Genomic DNA, 23,077 nt, shown 5'->3' with positions numbered 1-23,077 from the left:
CCCGGCGGCGCCGGAGCGGTCCGAACGCGGAGGACACGCGCGAGGCGACTCCGTAGACTGCGCCCTTGTGAACCGCGTCCCGGAGAAGCCCGTCCTCGAAGGCCTGGAGGCCGCCTGGTCCACCCGCTGGGAGGACCAGGGCACCTACCGCTTCGGAGGTTCGACCGACCGCGCACAGGTGTTCTCCATCGACACCCCGCCGCCCACCGTCTCCGGCTCGCTGCACGTCGGCCACGTCTTCAGCTACACCCACACCGACGTCATCGCCCGCTACCAGCGGATGCGCGGCAAGGACGTCTTCTACCCGATGGGCTGGGACGACAACGGCCTGCCCACCGAGCGCCGGGTGCAGAACTACTTCGGCGTCCGCTGCGACCCGTCGCTGCCCTACGACCCCGACTTCACCCCGCCGGAGAAGCCGGACGCGAAGCGGCAGCTGCCGATCAGCCGGCGCAACTTCATCGAGCTGTGCAACCAGCTGGTGGAGGAGGACGAGAAGGTCTTCGAGTCGCTGTGGCGCACCCTCGGGCTCTCGGTCGACTGGTCGCAGAGCTACACGACCATCGGCACCGAGGCCCAGCGGGTCTCCCAGCGCGCCTTCCTGCGCAACCTGGCCCGCGGCGAGGCCTACCAGCAGGACGCCCCCACGCTGTGGGACGTCACCTACCAGACCGCGGTCGCCCAGGCCGAGCTGGAGGCCCGCGACTACCCCGGCGCCTTCCACCGGATCGCCTTCCACCCGACCGCCGACAGCCCTGCCGAGGGGCCGGTCCACATCGAGACCACCCGGCCCGAGCTGCTGCCGGCCTGCGTCGCCCTCATCACCCACCCCGAGGACCAGCGCTACGCCCACCTCGTCGGCTCCACGGTCACCTCGCCGCTGTTCGGCGTCGAGGTCGAGGTCCGGGCCTCCGAGGCCGCGGACCCGGAGAAGGGCTCGGGCATCCTCATGTGCTGCGCCTTCGGCGACCTCACCGACGTCCAGTGGTGGCGCGAGATGCAGCTGCCCACCCGCACCATCATCGGCCGTGACGGCCGGATCCAGCGCGAGACCCCCGAGTGGATCCCCGCCGCCGGCGAGGAGGCCTTCCAGCAGCTGGCCGGCAAGACCGTCTTCTCCGCCCGCGAGGCCGTCGTCGAGCTGCTGCGCGCCAGCGGCGACCTCGACGGCGAGCCGAAGCCGACCCAGCGGATGGCCAACTTCTACGAGCGCGGTGACAAGCCGCTGGAGATCATCTCCACCCGCCAGTGGTACCTGCGCAACGGCGGCCGCGACGCGGAGCTGGCGAAGACGCTGATCGAGCGCGGCGGGGAGCTGGAGTGGGTGCCGCAGCACATGCGCGCCCGGCTGACCAACTGGATCGACGGTCTCAACGGCGACTGGCTGGTCTCGCGCCAGCGCTTCTTCGGCATCCCCTTCCCGGTCTGGTACCGGCTGGACGCCGAGGGCGAGCCCGTCTACGACGAGCCGATCCTCGCCAGCGAGGACGAGCTGCCCGTCGACCCCGCCTCCCAGGCCCCGCGCGGGTTCGACGAGAGCCAGCGCAACCAGCCCGGCGGGTTCATGGCCGACCCGGACGTCCTCGACACCTGGGCGACGTCCTCGCTGTCCCCGGAGCTGGTCTGCGGCTGGGAGCGCGACCCCGCCCTGTTCGCCGCCACCTTCCCGATGGACCTGCGCCCGCAGGGCCACGACATCATCCGCACCTGGCTGTTCGCCACGCTGGTCCGCTCCCACCTGGAGTTCGGCACCCTGCCCTGGCGGGTCGCCGCGCTCTCGGGCTGGGTCCTCGACCCCGACCGCAAGAAGATGAGCAAGTCCAAGGGCAACGTCGTCGTCCCCGACGACATCCTCGCCAGGTACGGCTCGGACGCCGTCCGCTGGCGGGCCGCAGCCGCCCGCCCCGGCGTCGACTCGGCCTTCGACGAGGCCCAGATGAAGGTCGGCCGGCGGCTGGCCATGAAGGTGCTCAACGCGTCGAAGTTCGTGCTCGCCGCGCCGGAGGCCTACGGGCTGGGGGCCGATGCCTCGCTGCTCGACCCGGCCCTGGTCACCGAGCCGATCGACCGCGCCCTGCTGACCCGGCTGCGCGGGGTGGTCGAGGAGGCCACCGAGGCGCTGGAGCGCTTCGACTACACCACCGCGCTGGAGACGACCGAGCGGTTCTTCTGGGACTTCTGCGACGACTACCTCGAGCTGGTCAAGTCCCGGGCCCGCGGTGAGGACGCCGCCGCCACCTCGGCCCGGGCTGCGTTCGTGCTGGCGCTGTCGACCCAGCTGCGGCTGCTCGCCCCGTTCCTGCCCTTCGTCACCGAGGAGGTCTGGTCGTGGTGGCAGGACGGGTCGATCCACCGCGCGTCCTGGCCGACCGTCGACGAGCTCGCCGTCGAGACCGGTGACCTGGCCGTGCTCACCACCGCCAGCGAGGTGATGGCCCAGATCCGCGGCAGCAAGTCCACGGCGAAGGTCAGCCAGCGCACCGAGGTCACCGCGCTGGAGATCACCGCGAGCGAGGAGGCGCTCGCCGCGCTCACCCTCGCCCTGGACGACCTGCGCGCCGCCGGCAACGTCACCGGCGAGGTGACCACCCAGCCGGCCTCGGCCGCCGACGCCCCGCTGGTCGAGGCCACCCTCGCCGGCTGAGCCACCCCGGAACCGACGAGCAGGCGGTGGTCAGTCGCGGCCGCCGAGGGTGGTGACGTCCTCCTCGCCGAAGGCGCGCCGCCCGCGCTCCAGCGACACCGCGACCGAGGCCGCGCTGAAGGAGTCGGAGCTGCTCTGCCGGGCCACCTCCCGGACCTCCTCACGCAGCCGGCTGGTCGCGGCGTCGAGGGCGTCGAGGTCGGGGGGCTCGGTGTCGGTGCCGATCCGGTCCAGGGCGTCGGCGTAGGCGCCGAGGGCGTCCGCCACCACGGTGCGCAGCCGCGGGCCGAGGGCCGGCTCCTGGGCGTCGCGGGTCTCCTGCTCGGTGACGGTGAGGGTGAGCACGTCGACCACCCGGGCGTGGATCTCCAGCCGGTGCGCCAGGTCGGTCTGCCGGGTGCTGCGCTCGGCCCACCAGCGGGCCAGCCAGTTGCCCCGGCGCGCCTCCTGGGTGGTGGCCACCGACTCCCGCGCCCGGCCGACCACCGGTTCGAGCTCGAGCCGGCGGTCCTGCCACTCCTCCGCGGTGGGCAGCTGCTCGGCGCCGAGGCCGTCGGCCAACCGGCGCAGCTGGTCGGCCAGCACCCCGCCGAGGGAGGTGAGCTCCCGCTCCGAGACCGACAGCGGCAGCGGCGGCAGCAGCAGGTTGACGCCGATGCCGACCAGCGCCCCGAGCGCGATCAGCCCCGCGTAGGCGCCGACGTAGGCCTGGGGGTCGGCGTTGCCGAGGATGAGGACGAAGATCGCCGAGGTCGCCACCCACGTCCCGGTCCCCGCCACCGCACGCCACCCCGCCAGCACGGTGGAGACGGCCACCACCACCCCGAGCGCCAGCACCCCCGGTCCGAGCCACAGGTCGACCAGGGCGGCGACCCCGGCGCCGAGCAGCACCGCCAGCACCGTCCGGACGGCCTCGCGCACCGAGCTCACCACCGTGAACCCGGTGGAGATCACCGCGCCGAGCGGGGCGTAGTAGGGGTAGTCGGCCAGCGGCGGCGGCACCAGCTGTCCCAGCAGCCAGGCGACCACGGCCGCCACGGCCGTCCGCACCGAGAGCGACAGCCGCGGGTGCAGCCACCAGGCGGCGACTACCCGCTGCGGGAGGCTCAGCCCTTCACCCCCACCGAGGCGACCCCCTCGACGAAGTAGCGCTGGCCGAAGGCGAACACCGCGATCATCGGCAGCGTCACCAGCAGCGAGGCCACCATGACGTACTGGTAGTCACCCTGCCCGCCGTTGGTGGGGCTGTAGATGCTCATCGCGTGGGCGATCCCCAGCGGCACGGTGAAGTTCTCGACCCCGGTCGCGTTGAGGTAGATCAGCGGACCGGTGAAGTTGTTCCAGGCGGCCTGGAACTCGAAGATGAAGACGATCACCGAGGCGGGCAGCGCCAGCGGGAAGGCGATCCGGGTGAACAGGCCCAGCGCGGAGCAGCCGTCGACCCGGGCCGCCTCGAACAGCTCCCTGGGTAGCGACAGGTAGAACTGGCGCATCAGGAAGATGTAGAAGCCCGAGCCGAACAGCGCCGCCCCCCACAGCGGTACCGACGTCCCCAGCCAGCCCAGGTAGCGCCAGATCAGGTAGTTCGGGATCAGCGTCACCGCACCGGGCAGCATCATCGAGGCCAGCAGCAGCCGGAACAGCCAGGCCCGCCCGGGGAAGCGGAAGTAGGCGAAGCCGAAGGCCACCAGCGAGCTGGAGATCGTCATCAGCCCGGCCGAGAGCAGGGCGATGACCACCGAGTTCCACAGCCAGGCCAGCAGCGGCAGCTGGTGGAACACCTCGACGTAGTTGTCCCAGACGACGGTGTGCGGGATCAGGCGGTTGTCGAAGATCTCCCCGCGCGGCTTGAGGCTGGCCGACAGCAGCCAGGCGAAGGGGTAGAGGAACAGCAGCGAGAACCCGCCGAGCAGCGTCCAGCGCACCACCTGGCCGGCGAGGGCCAGCACCCGGTGCTTCGGCGGCCCGGCCCACTGGGTGCTCTCGGCCTCCGCGCTGCGGCGGACCGGGGCGACGATGCGCTCCGAGGAGATGTCGGTGGCCATCAGCGTCCTCCCTCGTAGTGCACGGTGCGGTTGCCGACGAGCATCTGCACGGCGGTGATGCCGAGGATGATGACGAACAGCAGCCACGCCATCGCCGCGGCCAAGCCGAAGTTGAACTGCTGGAAGGCCTGCTGGAACAGGTACACCCCGTAGAACAGGGCGGCGTCGGGGGCGTTGCTGTTCCCGTCGCGGTAGAAGAGCAGGTACGCCTGGTCGAACACCTGCAGCGCCGCGATGGTGTTGACCACCACCACGAAGAACACCGTGGGCGAGATCATCGGCACGGTGATGCTGAAGAAGCGCCGGGCCGTGCTCGCCCCGTCCACCGCCGCCGCCTCGTGCAGCTCCTTGGGGACGTTGCGCAGCGCCGCCAGCAGCAGGACCATCGAGCCGCCGACGCCCCACAGACCCATCACGACGATGGACGGCTTGACCCAGCTCGGGTCCGACAGCCACTGCGGACCGGGGATGCCGAAGAACTCCAGCACCGCGTTGATGGCCCCCTCGTTGCCGTTGAGCAGCAGCAGGAACACCGCGGCGGTGGCCACCGCCGGGGTCATCTTGGGCAGGTAGAGCAGAGTGCGGAACAGCCCCGAACCGCGTCGGACGGTGTTGAGCAGCAGGGCCAGCACCATCGCCAGCACCAGCTCCAGCGGCACCGAGAGCACCACGAAGACGAAGGTGTTGAGCAGCGAGGTGACGACCTTGGGGTCCTCGACCACCAGCCGGTAGTTGTCCAGCCCGGCCGGGGTCTGCGAGCCGGTGGCGAGGTTGTAGTCGGTGAAGGAGAGCACCAGGCTCCAGGTCATCGAGATCACCGTGAAGGTGAGGAACCCGATCAACCAGGGGCTGATGAAGAGGTAGCCGGCCAGCGACTCCCGCCAGCTGTACTTCTCCCTGACCTTGCGGCGACGCCCGCGCGGGGTGCGCGGGGCGGGGGTGTCGGTGAGCTCGGCCGCCGCCCTCGGGCCGGTGGCCCCGCTCCCCGTCACGCCCACCGTGTGGGCCGAGCTCACGAACCGGCCCTCGACTGCTCCCAGGCCCGGGTCGAGGAGGCCTGCGCCTCGGTCAGCGCGGTCTGCGGGTCGGTCTCCCCGGAGAGGGTGACGACCACCGCGTTCTCCAGGTCGTTGCCGATCTGCTCACCGACCGCGGAGGCGCCGCGGGTGCGCGGGTTGGACAGCACCTGGTAGTAGGTGTCGATGACCTGGTCGAACTGCTCGTTGCCGGAGGTGGTGACGAAGGCCTCGCGGACGGCCTGGTCGGCCACCGGGGACCCGGTGAACAGCCCGGTGTTGATGCTGCCCTCCTCCTCGACCGTGGCGGCACGGGCCTCACCGGCGGCCATCCAGGCGTCGGTGGAGGTGGCCTCGATCGCCCAGGCGCAGGCGGCCGCCGGGTTCTTCGCGGCGGTGGGGATGGCGAAGGCGCTGCCGCCGGCCCACGCGAAGGGCTGCCCCGAGGCGTCGGTGATCGGCACCGCGGCCAGCTCGATGTCGTCGGCGTAGTCCGACAGCACGTTGACGTACCACTGGGCCCAGGTGGCCACCGCGACCTCGTCGGCCACGTAGGGGTTGGCGTCGCCGAAGACGTCCTGGGAGTCCTTGAAGCTCTTGATCGAGGGGTAGCCGCCCTGGGCGTCCATCAGCTCCTTCATCCAGGTGAGCGTGGCGACGTTCTCGGGGGTGTCCAGGGTGGGACGTCCGTCGGGCGCCTGCACCGCACCGCCGCGCAGGGTCATCCACATCGCGGCCGAGCCGGGGATGTCGGCGTCGAAGCCGAGCCGCGTCGGGTTGTCCCCGTCCAGCTCGGTGAGCCGCTCGCCGAGCTCGACCACCGCCTGCGGGTCGGAGGTCGACACCTCCTCCAGGGACACCCCGGCCTCCTCCAGCACCCGGGTGTTGACCAGCAGGGCGGAGGGCTGGAAGAACTCGGGCACGCCGTAGACCGCGCCGTCGTAGGTCACGTCGTCGACCGTGGCCGGGTAGAAGTACTCCCGGGGTGCCACCTGGTGGGCGGCGAAGCACTCGTCGATCGGCTGGACCAGCTCCTGGTCGGCCAGCGTGGCGACGAGGTTGCGGTCGGCGCGGATGAGGTCGGGCACGTCGCCCGAGGCCGCCTGGGCGGCGAACTTCTGGGTGTCGAAGCTGGTGGTGTCCAGGCTGATCTCGACGTCGGCCAGCTGCGCCTCGGCGTGGTCGGCGCGGGACTGGGCCACTTCGTCCGACGGGTTGTAGCCGCTGATCAGCAGGCTGCCGGTGGGGGCGCTGGCGAAGTCGGTGCCGCCCTCCTCAGGGGCTGGCGCGGGGTTCTGCGCGGCGGGGTTGCAGGCGGCGGTGCCGAGCAGCCCGAGGCCGAGGACGCCGGCGGCGAGACCGCGCCGGAGGCGCTGCTGTGGGGTCCGTCGGAGGCGGTGCAGCCCGTCGAGCGTCGTCGATCGATGTGTTGCAGTCATGTGCCACCTCCTGATCGGGTCCGGCACGTGCGCGCCGGAACTTCGCTGTACCCGGAGAAGTGATTCATACGCTGACTTCTCCTCCGCCCTCGGGATTGAACCGCCGGTGTCGCGCCGCACCTAGACTGGCCGCCATGTCCGACCCCGCGGGTACCCAGGTCGACCGTCCGGCGCGGGGCGAGGTCGTCCACGGGTGGGCGACCGTCCCCAACGCGATCACGCTGGCCCGGCTGGTGGTGTTCGTGCCGCTGGTGGTGTGGCTCGTGCTCGGCACCGACGCGCGGCTGGCCGCCACGGTGGCCCTGGTCGTCTTCGGCGCCACCGACTGGGTGGACGGGTTCCTGGCCCGCCGCACGCACACCGTGTCCGACGTCGGGATCTGGCTCGACCCGGTGGCCGACCGGCTCGGCATCCTCATCATCCTGGTGACGATGACGGTGGCCGGGCTGGTGCCGTGGTGGGTGCTGGCGCTGATCGTGGTGACCGACGTGGTGGTGCTGCTGGCCGGGCTGCGGTTCCGCTCCCGGATCGAGCGGATGCGGGCCTCGTGGGCCGGCAAGGTGCGGACGGCCCTCATCATGGTGGCGATGCCGGCCGCCCTGCTGGGGGACGCCGCGATCCCGGGCGCCGGCGCCTTCACCCTGGTCGGGCTGGTCGCCTTCGGTGCCGGCGCGGTGCTGCACGTGCTCGCCGGTGCCGGCTACGTGCTGCGGCTGGCCGGCCGTCTGGAGGCCGACCCCGACGCCCGCACGGCCATCTTCTGAGGTCGCCGTGGCGGCGCGGGCGGTGCTGGTGGTGGATGCCGCCAACGTCGTCGGCTCGCGCCCGGACGGCTGGTGGCGCGACCGGGCCGGGGCGGCGCGCCGGCTGCTCGAGCGGCTGACCGCGGCCGACCTCGGCGCGGATGTCGTCCTGGTGCTGGAGGGCCGGGCCCGCGGGGGCGCGCCGGCGGGCCGCAGCGGCGCCGTGGAGGTGGTGCACGCCTCCGGGGAGGGGGACGACGCCGTCGTGCGTGAGGTGGTGGCCGCCGCGGAGGCCGACGTCACGGTGGTCACCGCCGACCGGGGCCTGCGGGCCCGGGTGCTCGCGGCCGGCGCCGCGGTGCAGGGCCCGGGATGGCTGCTCGACCGGCTGTGAGCCCCGCGCCTCAGCCCGGGCCGCCGGGAGCGGCCCCGCTGCGCTGGTAACGGCCGGGCGTGGTCTGCAGCAGCCGCCGGAAGTGCCGGGTCAGGTGGGACTGGTCGTGGAAGCCGGTGCCGACCGCCACCTCGGCCGGGGCCTGACCGGCCAGCAGCGCGCGGCGGGCGAGGTCGAGCCGGCGACCGACGAGGTAGCGGTGCGGCGGCAACCCGTAGGTGCGGGTGAAGGACCGGATCAGGTGGGTGCTGCTGACCTCGAGCAGCCGGGCGATCTCGGTCAGCGGCGGTGCGCCGACGGGGTCGGCGTCCAGCAGCGTGCGCAGCTGCCGGGCCACCGCCGGAGCGGGACGCTGCCGACCGGTGGCCGGTCGTCCGTGGAGGTGCCAGCCGAGGCGCTCGACCACCAGCGCCAGGGTGGCCTCGGCCGTCCACGGGTCGCCGGAGAGCAGCGTGTGGTGCAGCCGGGCGAGCTGGTCGCGCAGCGTGCGGTCCACCACCAGCGGCTGGTCGACGGCACGCCCGACCAGCCGCGGGTCGAGGACGTCCTGCTCGAGGTAGAGGACCCGTTTGCCGAATCCGGCCGGGGTCACCGTGCGGCCGTCGTGGGGCACGTGCGGGGGCAGCACCGTGATCGCAGACCCCAGCACCGCGTGCTGGTGGCGGTCCAGGCCGAACCCGATCAGGCCGTCGTCGACCAGCAGCACCGTCCAGGTGTCGTGGGTGTGGGCGGGGTAGGCGTGCCGGTGCCAGCGGGCGTGCAGCACCTCGGCCACCCCGGGCAGCCGGGGTCGCCAGGCGGTGACCTGGTCGGTCGGCGGCACGGCCGGCGGCATGGCGAGGAACGTACAAGACCGGTCCGCACGGGCGCGGCCACCCTGGACCCATGGCCTTCGAGAGACCCAAGATCGTGGTCGTCGTCCGCGACGACCTGCTCGCCTGGCAGGAGCTGAACGTGACCGCGTTCCTGGTCAGCGGGCTGACTGCCGCCGCCCCCGACCTGGTCGGCGAGCCCTACGTCGACGCCGACGGGCAGTCCTACCTGCCCATGCTCGGCCACCCGGTCAGCGTGCTGTCCGGGGACGCCGCCACGCTGACGGCCGCCCGGGCGCGGGCGGCCGGCCGGGGGATGGCGGTGAGCATCTACACCGCCCAGCTCTTCGCCACCGGCAACGACGCCGACAACCGGGCCGAGGTCGCCGCGGTCGGCTCGGACGACCTCGACCTGGTCGGGGTCGGGGTGGTCGGCGAGCGCAACGCCGTCGACCGGGTGGTCAAGGGGGCGCGGCTGCACGGGTGACCTTCCGACAGGCTCAGGGCGCTGTGGCCGGGGATCAGGGGGCGGCGGCGCGGAGCTTCTCCAGCAGCGGCTCGGCGGCCTCGTCGAGGAAGCGCTGCTGGGCCTCGTCGCCGATCTGCACCAGCGCGATGTCGGTGAAGCCGGCCTCCCAGTACGGCTTCACGGCCTCCACCACGGCGTCCAGGTCGGGGCCGCAGGGGATCGAGGAGGCGACGTCCTCGGGGCGGACGAACTGGGTCGCCGCGGCGAACCCGGCCGTGGTCGGCAGGTCGGCGTTCACGCCCCAGCCGCCGGCGAACCAGCGGAACTGCTCGTGCGCCCGCTCGACCGCCCGGTCGGCGTCGGGGTCCCAGCTGATCGGGATCTGCCCGATCGCCCGGCTCGGCTCCTCCACCCCGGCCCCGCGGCGGGCCTCCTCCCAGCCCGACACCAGGTCGGCCTGCGGCTCGACCGCGATCAGGTGGTGGCCGAGCGGGGCGAAGCGCTGCACCGACTTCTCCCCCGAGACCGCCAGCCCCAGCGGGACGCCCTCGTCGGGGACGTCCCAGATGCGGGCGGAGTCGACGCGGAAGTACTCCCCGTCGTAGGTGATGAGGTCGCCGGTGTGCAGCTCGGAGATGATCTCGACCGCCTCGGCGAACATCTCCTGGCGGGCGTCCAGGGAGGGCCAGCCCTGCCCGACGACGTGCTCGTTGAGGTTCTCCCCGCTGCCCAGGCCCAGGGTGAACCGGCCGCCGCTGAGCACCTGCAGGGTGGCGGCCTTCTGGGCCACCACGGCCGGGTGGTAGCGCAGGATCGGGCAGGTGACGTAGGTCATCAGCTCGACCCGCTCGGTGACCTGGCTGACCGCTCCGAGGACCGACCACGCGTAGGGGGCGTGGCCCTGGGCGGACAGCCACGGCGAGTAGTGGTCGCTGCTCACCTCGAAGTCGAAGCCGCGGCGCTCGGCGTCCGCGGCGTAGCCGACGAGCTCGCGGGGTCCGGACTGCTCGGTCATCAGGGTGTAGCCGAAGTTCGTCATGCCCGGGCACTACCCCCTGGGCGCGGCCCTCACGCGTCGGTGCCGGACCCTCCGGTCAGCAGCTCGGAGTGGCGCATCCACAGCTGCACCGACCGGGGCAGCAGCCCGGCCTCCTGGTAGCCCAGCGCGGCGCGGCGGCAGGCCGCGGCCTCCTCGGCCCGGTCGCCGGCGGCCGCGGCGAGATCGGCCCGCAGCACCTCCAGCTCGGCGCGGGAGTACGGCGAGCGGGCGACCTCCTCCTCGCCGGCGCAGAACTCGACCAGCTGGCGGGCCCGGACGGTGTCGCCACGGAGCAGCCGGAGCCGGGCCTCGGCCAGCCGCAGCCCGGTCAGGTCACTGGGCGCGCCGACGATGCGCAGCGCCGACCCGGCCTCCTCGAGCAGCTCGTCCGCCTCGTCGGTGATGCCCAGCTGGACGCGGACGGTGGCGGCCGCCTTGCGGAACCGGCCCCAGGTGCCGAGGTCGACCGCGGGGTTGATCAGCCGACGGGCGTCGCGGTGGCGCTCCATCGCCTCCTCGGTGGCGCCGGTGAGCAGCCGGACGTTGCCGACCACCCACTGCGCGATCCCGCGGACGTGGGCGGTGGGGACGTCGTCCAGGACGGCGGCCAGCGCGTCGGAGGCCTCGATCGCCTCCTCGGTGTGGCCCAGCTCCATCAGGCAGCCGATCCGCACGGCCTCGGCCTCGGCCCGCAGGTCGGGCACCGGACGCGACGAGCTGGTCCGGGCCGCCCGCTCGGCGGAGTCCAGCGCCGCCGCCGGGTCGCCGGCCGCCCGTGCGGCGCGGGCGGCGAGCAGCAGCGCCTCGATGGCCAGGGTCGGCTGCTCGAGCGCCAGCGGGTGCTCCGCGCAGCCGGTCGCGACCTCAACCGCCTCGTCGTACCGGTCGTCCTCGAACAGGGCGCGGGCACGCAGCAGGGACAGCGACCAGACGTCGGCCACGGCCCCGCGCTGCTGCGCCTCGCGGATCGCCTCGGCGGCGGACCGCGCGGCCGTGGCGAAGCGGTGCTGGGCGAGCGCCCGCTCCACCTCGTGGCGGGCGGCGGTGCCGGCCGCGACCTCGGCGGTCGGCGCGGGCATCACGCCGTCGCGCAGCTCCTCGGGGCTGACACCGAGGCGGCCGGCGAAGAAGTCGATGACCTCGTCGGTCAGCGGGCGCCGGCCCGTCTCCAGGTGGGAGACGTAGCTCGCGGAGAAGCGTCCGCCGCCGAGCTCGTGCTGGGAGAGCCGCCGGCCCTCGCGCAGTCGGCGGAGCCGGGCACCGCGCCCGTTGCCGACCTGGTCGGCCACCACTGCACCTGCCACGGCTGCTCCTCACCTACCGTGCCGCGTCCTTGCAATCTCCGACAGTGCCGACCAGTCTTTCCGCGAGGTCTTGACGACTGCGACTGCGAGTCAACAGCGCGCGGCGCCGTAGGTCAAGACGCGTGGCCAACCGGTCCGGTCGGGTCCTCCGACGCCGCGGTCGCGCATCCGAGTCGCACCCGGGGAGTGGGCCGGGTGGTCTGGTGATCTCGGGCGGCAGCACGCGCACGCGGCGGCCGGGACCGGCACCATCCGTCTCGACCGACCAGAAGGAACGACCTCTCATGACCATCTCCACCAAGAAGACCGCCGCCGCCTCCCTCGCCGCCGCCGCCCTGCTCATCGGTGCTGGTGCCTCCGGCTCCGTCGCCGAGCTCGCCGACCGCGGCATCTGGTACTCCAGCGGCACCTCGGCCGGCCAGGGCTCCGGCGTCGAGTCCGCCGACCGGGGCATCTGGTACTCCGCCCCCCGCACCGTCGAGTCCGCTGACCGCGGCATCTGGTACTGACCGGCCCGACCGGGGCGGGAGCTCACGCGGCGATCCCGCGACCGGCAGGAGGGGGCGGACCGGAGGGTCCGTCCTCTCCTGCCGGTGCGGTCGCCAGGCTCAGGCCTGCCCGCCCTCGCGCAGCCGCTCGATGTGCTCCGACGCCTGCGCCTTGGTCAGGTCGGCCGGCAGCTCCTCACCGGCCCGCTTGGCCAGGGTGTCGAGGTAGCTGCGCTGGGCCTCGGTCATCGGGTCGTCACCGCTGACCCAGTCCTGCGGGTCGCGCTCCAGCGACTCGTCCTGACCCGGGCTGGAGGCGCCGATGGTCTCGCCGGCGGAGGTGCTCTGCTCGTCCTGCGGCTGTTCGCTCATGCCCCCACCGTAGGTCGGACCTCCGACAGCCCGCCGACGGTGGGCCCGGGCGCCGGCTCAGCGGCGCCCGCCGGCGTCCTCGGCCCGCTCCTGCCGGCTCTGGGCCGGCAGCTGCGCGACCTGCTCCGGTGAGGGCACGTCGAGGTCGGGACGCCGCTCGTCGGCCAGCGCGTGCGCCTGGCGCAGCAGCTCCATCAACCCGCTCTCGTCGCGGATCCACTGGCGGCGCTTCGCCGGCAGCCGGCTGATCGACTCCTCCTCGCGCAGCAGGGCGCGGAAGACCCTCTCCCGCTCCTCGGCGTCGGTGGTGTAGTCGAGGTCGAGGTAGGCCTTGGCGTGCCGGCGTGCGTTGGCGATGTCGGTCTGGGCGCGTCCGCGCGGGCTGAGCAGCGAGGCCACCACCGTCACCACGAGCACCCCGAGGATGACGGCGAGGGAGAGCCCGGTGGAGACCTCGAAGACGTCGACCGGCTCGCCGTCGTTGATGAACGGCACGTTGTTCTCGTGCAGCGCGTGCAGCACCAGCTTGACGCCGATGAAGGCCAGGATCACCGCCAGCCCGAACTTGAGGTAGATGAGGCGGTCGAGCAGGCCGTCGATGAGGAAGTAGAGCTGGCGCAGGCCCAGCAGCGAGAAGGCGGTGGCGGTGAAGACCAGGAAGATCTCCTGGGTGAGGCCGAAGATCGCCGGGATGGAGTCGAGGGCGAAGAGGATGTCGGTGCCGCCGATCGCCACCATCACCAGCAGCATCGGGGTCAGCACGCGGCGCCCGTCGACGGTGGTGACGAGCTTGTCGCCGTCGTACTCCTCGCTGGTCTTGAGGAAGCGCCGGGCCAGCCGGACCACGACGTTGTCGGCCTCGTCGGTGTCGGAGCTCTCCGGCTTGAGCAGGTTGCCCGCGGTGATCAGCAGGATGAGGCCGAACAGGTAGAACACCCAGGCGAAGGTGTTGATCAGCGCGGCGCCGAGGAAGATGAAGCCGGTGCGGGCGATCAGGGAGAAGACGATGCCGAACAGCAGCACCTTCTGCTGGTCCTCCCGCGGCACCCTGAAGCTGCTGATGATCACGAGGAAGACGAACAGGTTGTCCACCGACAACGCCTTCTCGGTGACGTAGCCGGCGAAGTACTCCTGGCCGAAGCGGGACCCGCCGAAGAAGAGGACGGCGACGCCGAAGAGCAGTGCGATCCCGACGTAGAGGGCCGACCAGACCGCGGCCTCGCGCAGGGTCGGCACGTGCGCCTTGCGGACGTGGAAGATGAAGTCGAAGAGGAGCAGCCCGACGATGAAGACGATCGTGAGCACCCACACCAGCGGACTGACGTCCATCGTGCACCTCCCGGTCGAACCCGGGCTGGCGCGGGGCCAGCCACCTCGGCGCGGGGACGCGGCATCGGCCGGGACACAGGGTGCCGTCCCCGGGCCCCGAGTCTAGGAGGAGGTCCCGAAGGTCCGGCGCCGAGGCCGGTGCTCCGGGGCGGGTGCCGGTGGCGGCGGTCAGCCGGTGCGGTGCTCGGCGTGCGGGACGGTGGGCCGGCGGGGGACGTTGATGCCGTAGGTGCCCCGGTTGGTCCGCTCCAGCGAGGCGGCGATGGCGGCGGCCCGCTCGCGGGTCGTCTCGCCCTCGGCGCGGCGCTGCACCTCGGCCTCCACGGTGCCCAGCATCCGGCGCAGGACGTCGGCGGGCACCGGTTCGGCGGAGGCGTCGGCGAGCCAGTCCGGCAGCGGTGCGTCGGCGTCGTGCTCGCTCACCCGCGTCTCCCGTCCGTCGCCGTCGCTGCTGGTCGTCCCCGACCCCCCGGGTCCGCGCCTGTGACGGCCGACGGGCTCCGGTGGTTCCCCCAGGGTACGTGCCGGCCGGTCCGCGGCCACCGCCGTCGGGCCCTCACCGCTCGATCAGTCCTCTCGAGCGCACCACGTCGAGGGTGCGGGCGGTGCCGCGGTCGAGCGGGACGCCGGGGTTGCCCTCGAGCAGCCAGTCGAAGAAGACCGAGTGCCCGCGCCGCACCCGCGAGGCCGGGACGAACACCGTCCGCCCGCCGACGTCCAGCCGGAAGTCCGGACCCTGGCTGCTGAGCCGCTGCCGCACCCCGGTGACCTCCTCCGCGCGCACCCGGTGCACGGCCGACCAGCGCCGCACGGTGAGCACGCCGCCGTCGACCGCCATCCGGGCGCGGGTGCGCAGCCAGACCAGCAGCAGGTAGCCGGCGAGCAGCAGCAGCACCAGCGCCACCACGGCGGGCCAGCCCGGGGCGCCGCCGCGCGCCAGCAGACCCGACAGCACCACCGCGGCCACGCTGGCCACGACGACGTGCGGCTGCCAGCGCTGGTTGCTGTCCAGCTCACCCGGCCAGCGCTCCTCCGCGCTCACGTGCGGTCCTGCTCGTGCGCCCGCAGGGGGGCCAGCAGCGGTGCCAGCCTGGCCCGACCCCGGAAGCAGCGGCTCTTCACCGTCCCGGGCGCGCAGCCCAGGATGGTGGCGGCCTCCTCGACGGAGTAGCCCTCCATGTCGACCAGCACCAGGGCGGCCCGCTGGTCGGCGTTGAGCTGGCGCAGCGCCTGCAGCACCGCCACCCGGCGCAGCCCGGCCTCGGTCTCGGCCTCGGGGTCGTCGGTGGCGGGCAGCACCCGCTCGGCGTGCTCGGGCAGCGGATCGGTGCGGCGCACCTGGTTGCGGCGGATCCGGTCCAGGCAGGCGTTGACCACCACCCGGTGCAGCCAGGTGGTGACCGCGGCGTCGCCGCGGAAGGTGTCGGCGCGGCGGAAGGCCGAGACCAGCGCCTCCTGGAGGGCGTCCTCGGCGTCCTGGCGGTTGTGCATGGTGCGCAGCGCGAGCGTCCAGAGCCGGTCGGAGTGGCGGCGCACCAGCTCGGCGAAGGCGGTGTCGTCGCCGGCGACGTGGGCGGCGAGCAGCTCCCGGTCGGTGCGGGTGCCGTCGGCGCCGGACGGAGGGAGGGCGCTCACCCGCTCACCCCGACCTCGTAGATGCTGCCGCGGTAGGAGTCGCCGGCGGGCGGCAGCGAGGTGAGGTAGACCAGCACGAACCGGGTGCTGGTGGTCTCGGCCAGGGCCAGCTCGGTCTGCCCGGTGGCCGACCCGTCCTCGGCGACGACCTCCCAGCTCTCGTCGGAGTCCAGCGGGGCCTCGGCGGTGGTGCGGTCGGTCGGGGCCAGCACCTCCAGCGCGGTCGCCTCCTCCGGCAGCAGCACGCTGACACCGGTGACGTCGCGGACCTCCCCGAGGTCGAGCACCAGCCCGACACCGCGTTTCAGACCACCGAGCTCGGGGTTGCCGCGGTAGTACACGGTCTGCCAGGCCGTCTCGGGGTCGCCGTCGACGGCCAGCGGTGCCTGCTCGTTGTTCTCCTCACCGGGCGGGTCGCCCTCGGGGTCGAAGACGGTCACCGACCGCACCTGCACCGGGCCGGGCGTCGGCGCGCCGGTCGGGGCCGGCGCGTCGCCGGCGAACCGGGCCTGGCTCTGCACGAACACCGTCACCAGGGCACCGATCAGCGCCAGCACCAGCAGCAGCACCAGGACCGCCAGCCAGCGGCGCTGCCGCGGGGCACCGGTGTGCACCACCCGCACCGAGCCGGGTCGCTCCGGGTCGGCGCTGGCCGCGCTGCTGGGGCTGGTGTGGGTGGCGTGGACGATCTCGGGCGGCACCGGACCGACGACGGCGTCCGGATCGCCCGAGCCCACCACCGGGACCGGCTGGCGCACCCGGCGCTCGAGGTCGTGGGACGCGTCGGCGGTGCCGAGCACGCGGGTGAGCGCGGCGCTGACCTCGGCCGCGGTGGTGAGCCGGGGCTCGTGGCCGCGGGGGACTGGGGAGAGGATCTGGTCGCAGATGCGGTCCAGCGCCGGGGAGACGCCGTGCTGGACCTGCCGGGGCGTCAGCAGCCGCTCCCCGTGCACCGGCGCGCGCTCCAGCCCGAACCGGTGCCCACCGGGCCAGCGGCAGACCAGGGCGGCGTACAGCAGGCGACCGAGGTCCTCGACGTCGCGGGCCTCCCCGTCCTCGGTCCGGACGCCGGTCGGCTCGGCGCCCGGGTCGTCGTCGACGTCGTCGCTGATCGCGGCGTCGAGCAGGAAGCCGGTGATCTTGAGGTTGCCGGCGGGGGTGACGGTGACCGCGTCCGGTCCGAGGTGGCGGTGGTGCAGGCCCATCGCGTGCACGCCGGTCAGGGCGTCCGCAGCCTCGCGCACCAGCCAGGCCGCCTCGAGGGCCGAGAGCGGGCCCTGGGAGAGCAGCACCTCCAGGGTCTGGCCGGAGGCGTACTCGGTGACGATGTAGGGGCCGACGTCGGGGGCGTCGCCGGGCACCGCGTCGAGCACCCGCAGGAAGCGGGAGTCGGTGGCGGCGGCCGAGGCGCGGGCGGCCTCGAGCAGGGCCGGTGAGCGCGGGTCGTCCGGCGGCAGCACCTGCACCAGAACCGAGCGCGAGAGCACCTGGTCGAAGGCGCGCCAGGTGTGGGTGTCGGAGCGTCCGGCCACGATCTCCTGCAACCGGTACCGCCGGCCCAGCAGGTCACCCGCGCGCTGGGTCGCGGCGGAGCCGTCCGGCGGGGTGTCCTCGGCATCCGGGCGCGCGGCGTCCGGCTGGATCGGGTTCCGGCGGGTGGCGTCGGGGTCGGTGGGGTCGTCGGGCAGGGCGGCGCGGACCGTCGGCGGGAGCGCCGGGGACGCCGGGGTGGGCCGGTCCACCGCGTCGAGCGGGGCGGTGTCGGCGTCGGACGACACGGGCGCGGGACGGGCGTCGGCAGCCGGGTCGGGACGACCCTCCTCCTCCGCGTCGGGCACCTCGTCCTCCGTCCGCCTCGCCGGCTCGTGACCCCCATCCTCCCGGGTGCCGACCGCGCCGTCAGGCCGGGTGCCGTCGACGGCCTCCGCCGGGGCACCGCCCGACCCGCGGCGCAGCAGCGTGCCGACGATGTCGTCGACCTCGCGCAGGTGCAGCACCCGGGCCATCACCACGTACACCGCGACGGCCAGCACCCCGGCCAGCGCCAGCGCCAGCGCCGAGACCAGCCGGCCGTCGCCGAGCACCCCGAGGCCCCAGGTCACCAGCCAGGCGACCAGCGCGCTGGGCGCGATGGCGACCACCACCCGGACCAGGTGGCGGACCAGCGCCCGCAGGCCGAGCCCGGGCAGCCGGGCCCGCAGCCGCAGCAGCGCCACCACCACCGCCAGCAGGTAGGCCAGCGAGTACGACAGCGCGAGCGCGGCGGCCACCAGCCGGGGGTTGTCCACCAGCTGCACCAGCAGCACCGCCAGACCGGCGTTGAGTCCGGCGACCAGCGCCTGCAGCAGGAACGGGGTGCGGGTGTCCTCCAGGGAGTAGAAGGCGCGGGTGCACAGGTAGAACAGGGTGAACGGCACGAGCCCGAGGGCGAAGGCGGCCAGCGCCCAGCCCACCAGCGGGTAGTCCGCCGCCCCCTCCCCGAAGCCGAAGGCCAGCCGCGCCACCGGCTGGGAGAGCACCGCGAACGCGACCGCCGCCGGCAGCAGCACCGTGCTGGCCAGCTTCATCGTCCGGGTGGTCTCGCGGGCGACCCCGCGCAGGTCGCCCTGGGCGGCGAGGTCGGAGGCCGAGGTCACCATCGCGGTGGCCAGCGAGACGGTGATCACCGAGTGCGGCAGGATCCAGATCAGGTAGGCGTTCTGGTAGACGAGCAGGCCGCCGCCGGTCTCGCTGTCGGTGGTGGCGGTGCTGGCCAGCCGGTTGACCACCACCAGGGCCAGCTGGGTCATCACCACGAACCCGAGGGTCCACTTGGCCAGCGAGAACGTCCGGCCCAGCCCGACGCCGCGCAGGTCGAACCGCGGCCGGTAGACGAACCCGGCCCGGCGCAGGAAGGGCAGCAGCACGGCGGCCTGGACGGCGATGCCGAGGGTGGAGCCGATGCCGAGCAGCAGCTCCTGCCCGGTGGTGAAGGCCTGGGAGCGGTCGCCGCCGGTGCCGAAGACCAGCAGGTAGCCGACGAAGATCGCGATCGAGACGAGGTTGTTGACGATCGGCGCCCACATCATCGGGCCGAACCGGCCCCGGGCGTTGAGCACCTGGCCGGCCAGGAAGAAGGCGCCGTAGAAGAAGATCTGCGGCAGGCACAGGTAGGTCAGGGTGAGCATGGAGCGGTACTGCTCCGACAGGGCCGGGTCGCGCCAGCCCGCGTCGGTGTAGATGCGCAGCACCAGCGGCGCCAGCAGGATGACCACCACCGTGACCACGGCGATGATCGCCAGGAAGGCGGTCATGATCCGGTTGGTGTAGGCCTCGCCCTCGTCCTCGTCGTGGCGGGTGGCCCGCACGATCTGCGGCACCAGCACCGAGTTGAGCGCCCCGCCGGCGAAGAGGATGTAGAGGCTGTTGGGGACGGTGTTGGCGAAGGTGAAGATCTCGCCCTGGCGGGTGGCGTTGCCGAGCACGGTCGCGATCAGCACGGCGCGGACGAAGCCGAGCACGCGGGAGACCATCGTGCCCGAGGCCATCAGGGCGCTCGAGGAGATCAGCGACCGGCTCGCGACGTCGGTGCTCATCGGCGGGTCTCCTCCTCGGCGGACTGCGGCACGTCCCCGCCGCGTTCGGCGTTCCCCGGGTCCGTGGTGGCGGCGCGCTGCGAGGCGCGGACCTGCCGCACGCGCAGCACGGTGCCACCGACCAGCACGATGCCTGAGGCGATGACGATCACCCAGCCGGCGCGCCCGACCTGGGTGGCCCGGATCCGCACGTCCTCGATCTCGCCGAAGGCGCGGCCGGAGGGCGTCGCGAGCTGGGCGCGGGCGGTCAGCGCCCCGTTCACGCGGGCCCGGGGGGACGCCGTCGTGGTGACGGTCTGGCCCGGTGCCAGCTCGATGCCGGTGACCGGGGGCACGGTGAGGCGCTGGGCGTTCTCGCTGGTGAACAGCACCTGGACGCGGACGGCCCGTTCGAGCCGGTTGGTCACCGTCACCGGGAAGGAGCCGGAGCGGGCCGACATCTCCACGTCGTCGGGCACCGACAGCGCGATCGCCTCACCGTCGAGCAGCGAGTCGAGGAAGGCGCGGCGGGGTGCGATCCAGCGCTGCCGGCCCGCCTGGTCGGCCGCGCCGGCCCGCCACCAGCTGCTGACGGCGGTGGAGGTGACGCGGTCGGCGTCCTCGGTGACGGTGGGGTCGACCAGCAGCTCGGCCGCCGCGACGGTGGCGGAGCGGAGCCGGACGGCGTCGGCGAGCACGTCGGGGGCCAGCTGGTCCGCGGCGCCGGCGGCCGGTCCGGTCAGCTGGTCGGTGAGCGGGTCGGCGAGGGTGGTCAGCCACTCCTGCAGCGGGACGCGGCGCTGCCATTCTGCGCCCGCGTCGGCCTGCTCCTCGGCCCGGGCGCGGTCGGCGGTGTCGACCACCCGCACCACGGCTTGCTCGCCCTGCAGGGCGGCCATCAGGGTGCGGGTGCGCAGGTGCTGCACGACCTGCGGCGGGGTGTCGAGCGGTTCGGGCCCGATCGTCGGGGTGAACGCGGCGGCGTCGACGTCGCCGAGCGCGGCCCCGTCCTCGTGCTCGAGCACCGCCGAGCCCTCCGCACCGGAGACGAGCACCACCGCCGGGTCCATCCGCTCCACCAGCGCCAGTCCCTCGGCGTCCAGCCCGCCGCCGACCGGGATCACCAGCAGCGGCAGCTCGGCGACGCGGCCGAGCTGCTCGGTGGCGGCCAGGGCGTCGGGACGCTGGGCGGCGACCACCGCGTCGGTGAGGGCGGCGTCGTCGTGCGAGGCGACCGCGAGCAGGTCGGGGGTGCCCCAGGGCAGCCGGTAGCCGGTCTCGGCCGGCAGCGCCTCCAGCCGGGACAGCCACCGCCGGGCCGCCTCGGCGTGCTCCCCGGGCCGTGCCTCGTCGCCGGCCACCCGGTAGCCGTCGGCCAGGTCGGCGACCTCGGCGACCAGCAGCGGGTCGACCGCCCAGCTCACCCCCTCCCGGGAGGCGCTGGTGAGCAGGGTGTCGAGGCGTCCGCCCTCGGTGAGGTCGCTGCCCAGGCCGTCGTCGGCGAAGAGGTCGGGCGCGAGCCGGGACGGGGCAGCGTCCAGCTGCACCACCGAGACGAGGTCGACGGGGTCCGGGTCGGTGCCGACCACCGGCACCAGGGTGCGGACCCGGCCGACGGTCTGGCTGCCGTTCTCGCGCGCGTGCACACCGACCAGGGCGGCCCCGGTGCCGGCTGGCAGCCCCAGCTGGTCGACGGTGGCGCTGAGCTCGAACGGCACGCTCTGGCCGGGCTCGAGCACCGGGGGCAGGTCGGTGGTGTAGGCGGTCTCCACCTCGAACACGCGGGCGCCGACCGGCAGCGTGGCCGGGGCCAGCGCGAGGTCGGTGAGCTGGTCCTCGGCGGTGTAGAGGGTGCCCTGGTCGCGCCACAGCATCAGCTGCAGGTTGCGCACCGGCGTCTCCCGGGTGTTGGTCGCCGTCCCGCGCAGGGTGAGGGTGGTGTCGCCGGCGGCGTCCAGCACGCCCGGGGTGACCGCCTCCAACCGCAGCGACACCTCCTGCGGCTCGGCGGCGACCGCGGCCGGTGCGGCCGGCAGCGCCCCGAGCAGGGCGGCCAGCAGCGCCAGCGCCACCGCACACCGGGTCACCACACCCCGCAGCCGGGGTCGGCGCGGTGGCGGAGCGGTCACCCGGTCATCCTACGGTCGGCGTCCGGCCCGGCGGGGCTCCCGCGCTGCGTGGCCGGTCGGGCGGCGGATCGCCACCGGCGTCCGCGCTCGGTAGTCTGGACGGTCGTGCCCAGCCTGAACCGAGCCCAGACGAACGCCGTCGGCGAGATGCTGCGGATCACACCGGTGGTGGGACGTCTGGGACGCCTGTTCGCCGACGCCGGCCACGAGCTCTACCTCGTCGGTGGCTCGGTCCGCGACGCCCTGCTGGGCCAGCTCGGCCACGACCTCGACCTCACCACCTCCGCCCGGCCAGACGACATCGAGCGGCTGCTGCGCGGGTTCGGCTCCGCGGTCTGGACGGTGGGCAAGGCGTTCGGGACCATCGGCTGCAAGGTCGAGTCAGCCGTTCCGGGGGCGGGAGTGGAGGAGTGGGTGGTCGAGGTGACCACCTTCCGCAGCGACGCCTACCGCTCCGACAGCCGCAAGCCCGAGGTGTCGTTCGGCGACTCGCTGACCGAGGACCTGGTGCGGCGGGACTTCCGGGTCAACGCGATGGCGATCGACGTCACCGTGCCCGGCGGCACCTTCGTCGACCCGTACGACGGCCTGGACGACCTGGCCGCCGGCGTGATCCGCACCCCGGGCACGGCCGAGCAGTCGTTCAGCGACGACCCGCTGCGGATGATGCGGGCGGCCCGGTTCGCCAGCCAGCTCGGCTTCACCGTCAGCGAGGACGTGGCGGCGGCGATGACGGCGATGGCGGACCGGATCGACATCATCTCCGCCGAGCGGGTCCGCGACGAGCTGACCAAGCTGCTGCTGACGTCCTCGCCGCGGGCGGGGCTGGACCTGCTGGTGCGCACCGGGATCGCCGACCGGGTGCTGCCCGAGCTGCCGGCGCTGCGGCTGGAGCGCGACGAGCACCACCGGCACAAGGACGTCTACCAGCACAGCCTCACGGTGCTGGAGCAGGCGATCGAGCTGGAGCACCGGCTGGAGCGGCGTCCCGACCTGGTCAACCGGCTGGCCGCGTTGCTGCACGACATCGGCAAGCCGGCCACCCGCCGGTTCGAGCCGGGCGGGAAGGTGTCGTTCCACCACCACGACGTGGTCGGGGCCAAGCTCACCCGGAGGCGGATGAAGGAGCTGCGGTTCTCGGCGGAGGAGACCAAGGCGGTGAGCCGGCTGGTGGAGCTGCACCTGCGCTTCCACGGCTACCGCGACGGGCAGTGGACCGACTCCGCGGTGCGCCGCTACGTCCGCGACGCCGGGGACCAGCTGGAGCGGCTGCACATCCTCACCCGCGCCGACTGCACCACCCGCAACCAGCGCAAGGCGGCCCGGCTCCGGCAGGCCTACGACGACCTGGAGCGCCGCATCGGCGAGCTGGCCGAGCAGGAGGAGCTGGAGGCCATCCGCCCCGACCTGGACGGCAACCAGATCATGGCCCTGCTCGACCTGCCGCCCGGCCCGGAGGTGGGCCAGGCCTACCGGCACCTGCTCGACTTCCGGATGGAGCACGGCCCGGCCACCCCGGAGGAGGCCGAGGCCGAGCTGCGCCGCTGGTGGGCCGAGCGCTCCGCCTGAGCGTCCCCGGCCCCGGCGCCCTGAGCGTGTCGAGGGGCGATCAGTGTCGAGGGGCGGTCAGCCGAAGAGAAGTACAGGACCGGCACGGTGGTCGCC

General features: G+C 73.8%; 20 protein-coding genes. 6 read left to right on the top strand and 14 right to left on the bottom strand.

Annotation, left to right across the window (positions count from 1 at the left end; translation table 11 throughout):
- The first annotated feature begins 67 nt into the window (after positions 1-67).
- A complete protein-coding gene (gene valS, locus DT076_RS06670) occupies positions 68-2,644 on the top strand; it encodes a valine--tRNA ligase (RefSeq protein WP_114125873.1) in 2,577 nt (858 codons plus the stop codon).
- A gap of 30 nt (positions 2,645-2,674) precedes the next feature.
- Here the strand turns inward: valS and DT076_RS06665 are convergent, their stop codons facing one another.
- From DT076_RS06665 to DT076_RS06650, 4 genes are all read right to left on the bottom strand, one after another.
- Positions 2,675-3,682, bottom strand: coding sequence for an FUSC family protein (locus DT076_RS06665; protein ID WP_147264080.1), 1,008 nt, complete (start codon positions 3,680-3,682; stop codon positions 2,675-2,677).
- A 68-nt stretch (positions 3,683-3,750) separates the two neighbouring features.
- The gene (locus DT076_RS06660) at positions 3,751-4,689 is read right to left on the bottom strand and encodes a carbohydrate ABC transporter permease (protein WP_114125871.1); all 939 of its coding nucleotides are present in this window, start codon (positions 4,687-4,689) and stop codon (positions 3,751-3,753) included.
- Positions 4,689-5,705: a carbohydrate ABC transporter permease gene (locus DT076_RS06655; RefSeq protein ID WP_199539008.1), complete on the bottom strand. Its 1,017-nt coding sequence runs from the start codon at positions 5,703-5,705 to the stop codon at positions 4,689-4,691. The genes DT076_RS06660 and DT076_RS06655 overlap by 1 nt, the downstream gene beginning before the upstream one ends.
- The gene (locus DT076_RS06650) at positions 5,702-7,144 is read right to left on the bottom strand and encodes an ABC transporter substrate-binding protein (RefSeq protein WP_114125870.1); all 1,443 of its coding nucleotides are present in this window, start codon (positions 7,142-7,144) and stop codon (positions 5,702-5,704) included. The genes DT076_RS06655 and DT076_RS06650 overlap by 4 nt, the downstream gene beginning before the upstream one ends.
- 134 nt (positions 7,145-7,278) lie before the next feature.
- Here DT076_RS06650 and DT076_RS06645 point away from each other — a divergent pair, with 134 nt between their 5' ends.
- The gene (locus DT076_RS06645; protein ID WP_114125869.1) at positions 7,279-7,908 is read left to right on the top strand and encodes a CDP-alcohol phosphatidyltransferase family protein; all 630 of its coding nucleotides are present in this window, start codon (positions 7,279-7,281) and stop codon (positions 7,906-7,908) included.
- 7 nt (positions 7,909-7,915) lie between these two features.
- The gene (locus DT076_RS06640; protein ID WP_114125868.1) at positions 7,916-8,281 is read left to right on the top strand and encodes a hypothetical protein; all 366 of its coding nucleotides are present in this window, start codon (positions 7,916-7,918) and stop codon (positions 8,279-8,281) included.
- Positions 8,282-8,291: 10 nt separating this feature from the next.
- Here the strand turns inward: DT076_RS06640 and DT076_RS06635 are convergent, their stop codons facing one another.
- Positions 8,292-9,116, bottom strand: coding sequence for an AraC family transcriptional regulator (locus DT076_RS06635; RefSeq protein ID WP_114125867.1), 825 nt, complete (start codon positions 9,114-9,116; stop codon positions 8,292-8,294).
- Between the two features lie 50 nt (positions 9,117-9,166).
- Here DT076_RS06635 and DT076_RS06630 point away from each other — a divergent pair, with 50 nt between their 5' ends.
- Entirely contained in the window at positions 9,167-9,580 is a 414-nt protein-coding gene (locus DT076_RS06630; RefSeq protein WP_114125866.1) for a DUF2000 domain-containing protein, read from the top strand.
- 34 nt (positions 9,581-9,614) lie between these two features.
- Here DT076_RS06630 and DT076_RS06625 read toward each other — a convergent pair whose 3' ends face one another.
- Complete coding sequence (locus DT076_RS06625; RefSeq protein WP_114125865.1) at positions 9,615-10,601, bottom strand: LLM class F420-dependent oxidoreductase; 987 nt, start codon at positions 10,599-10,601, stop codon at positions 9,615-9,617.
- A gap of 29 nt (positions 10,602-10,630) precedes the next feature.
- A complete protein-coding gene (locus DT076_RS06620; protein ID WP_114125864.1) occupies positions 10,631-11,905 on the bottom strand; it encodes a helix-turn-helix domain-containing protein in 1,275 nt (424 codons plus the stop codon).
- A 284-nt stretch (positions 11,906-12,189) separates the two neighbouring features.
- On the opposite strand from DT076_RS06620, the gene DT076_RS06615 reads away from it, so the two are divergent.
- Positions 12,190-12,414 carry a hypothetical protein gene (locus DT076_RS06615; protein WP_114125863.1) on the top strand — a complete coding sequence of 75 codons (225 nt, stop codon included), beginning with the start codon at positions 12,190-12,192 and terminating at the stop codon, positions 12,412-12,414.
- A 99-nt stretch (positions 12,415-12,513) separates the two neighbouring features.
- Here the strand turns inward: DT076_RS06615 and DT076_RS06610 are convergent, their stop codons facing one another.
- The 7 genes from DT076_RS06610 to DT076_RS06580 form a co-directional block, all read right to left on the bottom strand.
- Positions 12,514-12,765: a DUF3072 domain-containing protein gene (locus DT076_RS06610; RefSeq protein WP_114125862.1), complete on the bottom strand. Its 252-nt coding sequence runs from the start codon at positions 12,763-12,765 to the stop codon at positions 12,514-12,516.
- Positions 12,766-12,822: 57 nt separating this feature from the next.
- Positions 12,823-14,094, bottom strand: a complete 1,272-nt coding sequence (locus DT076_RS06605; RefSeq protein ID WP_114125861.1) for a TerC family protein — start codon at positions 14,092-14,094, stop codon at positions 12,823-12,825.
- Positions 14,095-14,262: 168 nt separating this feature from the next.
- On the bottom strand, positions 14,263-14,517 hold the full coding sequence (locus DT076_RS06600; RefSeq protein ID WP_114125860.1) for a hypothetical protein: 255 nt from the start codon (positions 14,515-14,517) through the stop codon (positions 14,263-14,265).
- Positions 14,518-14,650: 133 nt separating this feature from the next.
- On the bottom strand, positions 14,651-15,136 hold the full coding sequence (locus DT076_RS06595) for a hypothetical protein (protein ID WP_114125859.1): 486 nt from the start codon (positions 15,134-15,136) through the stop codon (positions 14,651-14,653).
- The gene (gene sigM / locus DT076_RS06590; protein ID WP_114125858.1) at positions 15,133-15,729 is read right to left on the bottom strand and encodes an RNA polymerase sigma factor SigM; all 597 of its coding nucleotides are present in this window, start codon (positions 15,727-15,729) and stop codon (positions 15,133-15,135) included. The genes DT076_RS06595 and sigM overlap by 4 nt, the downstream gene beginning before the upstream one ends.
- Positions 15,726-19,304 (bottom strand): murein biosynthesis integral membrane protein MurJ, encoded by a 3,579-nt coding sequence (gene murJ, locus DT076_RS06585; RefSeq protein ID WP_114125857.1) that lies wholly within the window; start codon positions 19,302-19,304, stop codon positions 15,726-15,728. Before murJ ends, sigM begins: the two co-directional genes overlap by 4 nt.
- Entirely contained in the window at positions 19,301-21,412 is a 2,112-nt protein-coding gene (locus DT076_RS06580; protein ID WP_147264079.1) for a DUF6049 family protein, read from the bottom strand. Before DT076_RS06580 ends, murJ begins: the two co-directional genes overlap by 4 nt.
- Before the next feature lie 147 nt (positions 21,413-21,559).
- Here DT076_RS06580 and DT076_RS06575 point away from each other — a divergent pair, with 147 nt between their 5' ends.
- Positions 21,560-22,981: a CCA tRNA nucleotidyltransferase gene (locus DT076_RS06575; protein WP_114126023.1), complete on the top strand. Its 1,422-nt coding sequence runs from the start codon at positions 21,560-21,562 to the stop codon at positions 22,979-22,981.
- Positions 22,982-23,077: the final 96 nt, after the last annotated feature.

The organism is Desertihabitans brevis (genome assembly GCF_003327535.1).
Lineage (GTDB): Bacteria > Actinomycetota > Actinomycetes > Propionibacteriales > Propionibacteriaceae > Desertihabitans > Desertihabitans brevis.
The sequence above is the reverse complement of the archived record's forward strand: the minus strand, read 5'-3'. Positions and strand labels throughout refer to the sequence as shown.

Excerpts from the sequence above, each read along its gene's own strand:
- DT076_RS06650 (WP_114125870.1), bottom strand. The coding sequence starts at position 7,144 with ATGACTGCAACACATCGATCGACGACGCTCGACGGGCTGCACCGCCTC.
- DT076_RS06605 (WP_114125861.1), bottom strand. The coding sequence starts at position 14,094 with ATGGACGTCAGTCCGCTGGTGTGGGTGCTCACGATCGTCTTCATCGTC.
- DT076_RS06645 (WP_114125869.1), top strand. The coding sequence starts at position 7,279 with ATGTCCGACCCCGCGGGTACCCAGGTCGACCGTCCGGCGCGGGGCGAG.
- DT076_RS06615 (WP_114125863.1), top strand. The coding sequence starts at position 12,190 with ATGACCATCTCCACCAAGAAGACCGCCGCCGCCTCCCTCGCCGCCGCC.
- DT076_RS06575 (WP_114126023.1), top strand. The coding sequence starts at position 21,560 with ATGCTGCGGATCACACCGGTGGTGGGACGTCTGGGACGCCTGTTCGCC.
- DT076_RS06625 (WP_114125865.1), bottom strand. The coding sequence starts at position 10,601 with ATGACGAACTTCGGCTACACCCTGATGACCGAGCAGTCCGGACCCCGC.
- DT076_RS06635 (WP_114125867.1), bottom strand. The coding sequence starts at position 9,116 with ATGCCGCCGGCCGTGCCGCCGACCGACCAGGTCACCGCCTGGCGACCC.
- DT076_RS06660 (WP_114125871.1), bottom strand. The coding sequence starts at position 4,689 with ATGGCCACCGACATCTCCTCGGAGCGCATCGTCGCCCCGGTCCGCCGC.
- murJ (WP_114125857.1), bottom strand. The coding sequence starts at position 19,304 with ATGAGCACCGACGTCGCGAGCCGGTCGCTGATCTCCTCGAGCGCCCTG.
- DT076_RS06630 (WP_114125866.1), top strand. The coding sequence starts at position 9,167 with ATGGCCTTCGAGAGACCCAAGATCGTGGTCGTCGTCCGCGACGACCTG.
- DT076_RS06610 (WP_114125862.1), bottom strand. The coding sequence starts at position 12,765 with ATGAGCGAACAGCCGCAGGACGAGCAGAGCACCTCCGCCGGCGAGACC.